Origin of the sequence: Mesorhizobium sp. CA16 (assembly GCF_020165175.1) — a bacterium.
GTDB lineage: Bacteria > Pseudomonadota > Alphaproteobacteria > Rhizobiales > Rhizobiaceae > Mesorhizobium.
Genome location: NZ_JAIUHP010000014.1, coordinates 110,001 through 112,500, shown reverse-complemented (window position 1 = coordinate 112,500; position 2,500 = coordinate 110,001). Strand labels below are relative to the sequence as shown.

The window sequence follows — 2,500 nt, the reverse complement described above, 5'->3', positions numbered from 1 at the left end:
CGAACTCGCCGTCGACAGCGAAAACGATACTGACCGCGCGACGATCCGCAGCCACCCGGCATGATCTCCACCCGCTCGGCCGCGCTGTGGAAATGTCGACAGGCCAAGGCAGAGATCGCGGATGCCCACAACAAAATCCCAGGCAATCGCCGGCGACGCACGCTCGGCTATATCGTCATAGAGTTGCTCGAGTTCGGCTTCCGCTTTCGGATGGAAGACAATCCGGCACTCCATTTCCTACTTGGCTTTCGCCTGCCGTGCGCGACGACGGAGATCCAGCCAGCCCGGCGCGGACAACCTTGCTGGCATTGTTGTAGCGGCCCGATTCGAGCTGCTTTCTGATGAAGCGCTCATAGTGCTCGTTCAAAGCGTAGTTGGGCATGGAGGCGTCCTCCGGAATGTGGGGGCGGGTGGCGGGGATATCAATAGATAGCAACAATTGGCAGTGGGTTGATTCGATTCCAATTCACCGTCGCGATTCGGTGAAGGCCCAACAGTACCCGAATCGGCAAAGATCAAAATTTCGGGTCGATACGCCGGCGCCGATCGAGGATCGCTTGGCGGCCGATTCCACGACCTCTGCGCCATTTCGAGGCAGCTGAGACGCGGAAGCCGGCTGAGTTTAAAACTCAACCGGCTAATATTATTTCGTGCCCGGTTGCACGCCGATCCCTGAGTGCGCTGCCACGCTCACTTTGACGTCCTCGTCGCCCGCGGTTCATGATTCCAGCTAGCGAGCAGCGCCAGGACGAGCGCGCCGATGCGGGTCGATGTTGGTTGAATGATTCGGTCCTTCGTGTCCGTCCTGCGATCACAAACGCAAACGGCCCGCGTAGAGCGGGCCGTTTTTGTATTTGGTTGCGGGGACAGGATTTGAACCTGTGACCTTCAGGTTATGAGCCTGACGAGCTACCGGGCTGCTCCACCCCGCGTCAACTACGAGCAAGCGTTTGCTTGCGACCACGAGCAAGCGTTTGCTTGCGATTACGAGCAAGCGTTTGCTTGCGTCCTTGGAGGTAAGTTTGATCTTACCTGATTCAAGAGCCGCCAAATGAAAGGGCCGCTTGCGCGGCCCGTGATCCCGTTTGGCGGGCCTTAAGATCGTAGAGAGAAGATTGTCTTCATCCGGAGACTGTGATCCGGATGTGAGGTGAACATGCGCTTTGCAGACCTGGCAGCGACCTACTCTCCCGCGTCTTGAGACGAAGTACCATCAGCGCTGGAGCGTTTCACGGCCGAGTTCGGAATGGGATCGGGTGCAGCCGCTCCGCCATAACCACCAGGTCGGCAAAACGCATGTTCAAATCGAGAAGCTGTTTGAGCGAATAGCCAATAGTGAGTAGCGAATAGGGAGCCCTATTTGCTGCTTTCTCTAAACTGTTCGCTGGTCTTTGTTGTGCCTTTGACGTTCTTTCAGCCTGGCGCCCTTCGAAGCGAAGCTTCGCAAGGTCGACCGACCGTCGGCGCTGTTGCGCCGCACCCACGTAGCGCCGCCCGCAGGGCGGAACAAGCGTGAGTGAGAATGGCGACAATCCTTCGGATTGCGCCTTGATGGATATAAGTAATGAGAACGATCAAGCCTATCGAACTATTAGTACCGGTAAGCTTCAAGCGTTGCCGCTCTTCCACACCCGGCCTATCAACGTGGTCGTCTTCCACGGTTCTCAGGGAATACTCGTTTCAAGGTGGGTTTCCCGCTTAGATGCCTTCAGCGGTTATCCCGTCCGGATATAGCTACCCTGCAATGCGGCTGGCGCCACAACAGGTCCACCAGAGATCCGTCCATCCCGGTCCTCTCGTACTAGGGACAGATCCTTTCAATATTCCTACACCCACGGCAGATAGGGACCGAACTGTCTCACGACGTTCTGAACCCAACTCACGTACCGCTTTAAATGGCGAACAGCCATACCCTTGGGACCTGCTCCAGCCCCAGGATGCGATGAGTCGACATCGAGGTGCCAAACAACCCCGTCGATATGGACTCTTGGGGGTCATCAGCCTGTTATCCCCGGCGTACCTTTTATCCGTTGAGCGATGGCCCTTCCACGCGGGACCACCGGATCACTATGACCGACTTTCGTCTCTGCTCGACTTGTCAGTCTCGCAGTCAGGCAGGCTTATGCCATTGCACTCAGCGAACGATTTCCGACCGTTCTGAGCCCACCATCGCGCGCCTCCGTTACTCTTTAGGAGGCGACCGCCCCAGTCAAACTACCCACCATACATTGTCCCGGACCCGGATAACGGGCCGCGGTTAGACATCCATAGTGATAAGGGTGGTATTTCAAGGGTGGCTCCACCTGAGCTGGCGCCCAGGCTTCAAAGCCTACCACCTATCCTACACATGCCACTACGAATGCCAATGTAAAGCTATAGTAAAGGTGCACGGGGTCTTTCCGTCTAACCGCAGGAACCCCGCATCTTCACGGGGAATTCAATTTCACTGAGTCTATGCTGGAGACAGCGGGGAAGTCGTTACGCCATTCGTGCAGGTCGG

Annotated in this window: 1 protein-coding gene, 1 tRNA gene, 2 rRNA genes and 1 pseudogene (2 of these 5 only partly in view); all 5 read right to left on the bottom strand. The window is 56.8% G+C overall.

The genetic code is table 11. The annotated features are described in order from the left end of the window. Positions 1-234: the 5' portion of a type II toxin-antitoxin system RelE/ParE family toxin gene (locus tag LB525_RS19865; protein ID WP_224546134.1), read on the bottom strand. Its footprint begins 6 nt before the window's first position; 234 of the gene's 240 nt are visible here — the first part of the coding sequence; the start codon lies at positions 232-234; its stop codon lies off the left edge, out of view. Positions 235-280: 46 nt separating this feature from the next. Continuing rightward, positions 281-382: pseudogene (locus tag LB525_RS28730) on the bottom strand (type II toxin-antitoxin system ParD family antitoxin); the annotation flags it as partial. Positions 383-855: 473 nt separating this feature from the next. Beyond that, positions 856-932, bottom strand: a tRNA-Met gene (locus LB525_RS19855). A 237-nt stretch (positions 933-1,169) separates the two neighbouring features. Further along, a 5S ribosomal RNA gene (rrf, locus tag LB525_RS19850) occupies positions 1,170-1,284 on the bottom strand. A 286-nt stretch (positions 1,285-1,570) separates the two neighbouring features. Next, positions 1,571-2,500: ribosomal RNA gene (locus LB525_RS19845) — 23S ribosomal RNA — on the bottom strand; it runs 1,894 nt beyond the window's last position.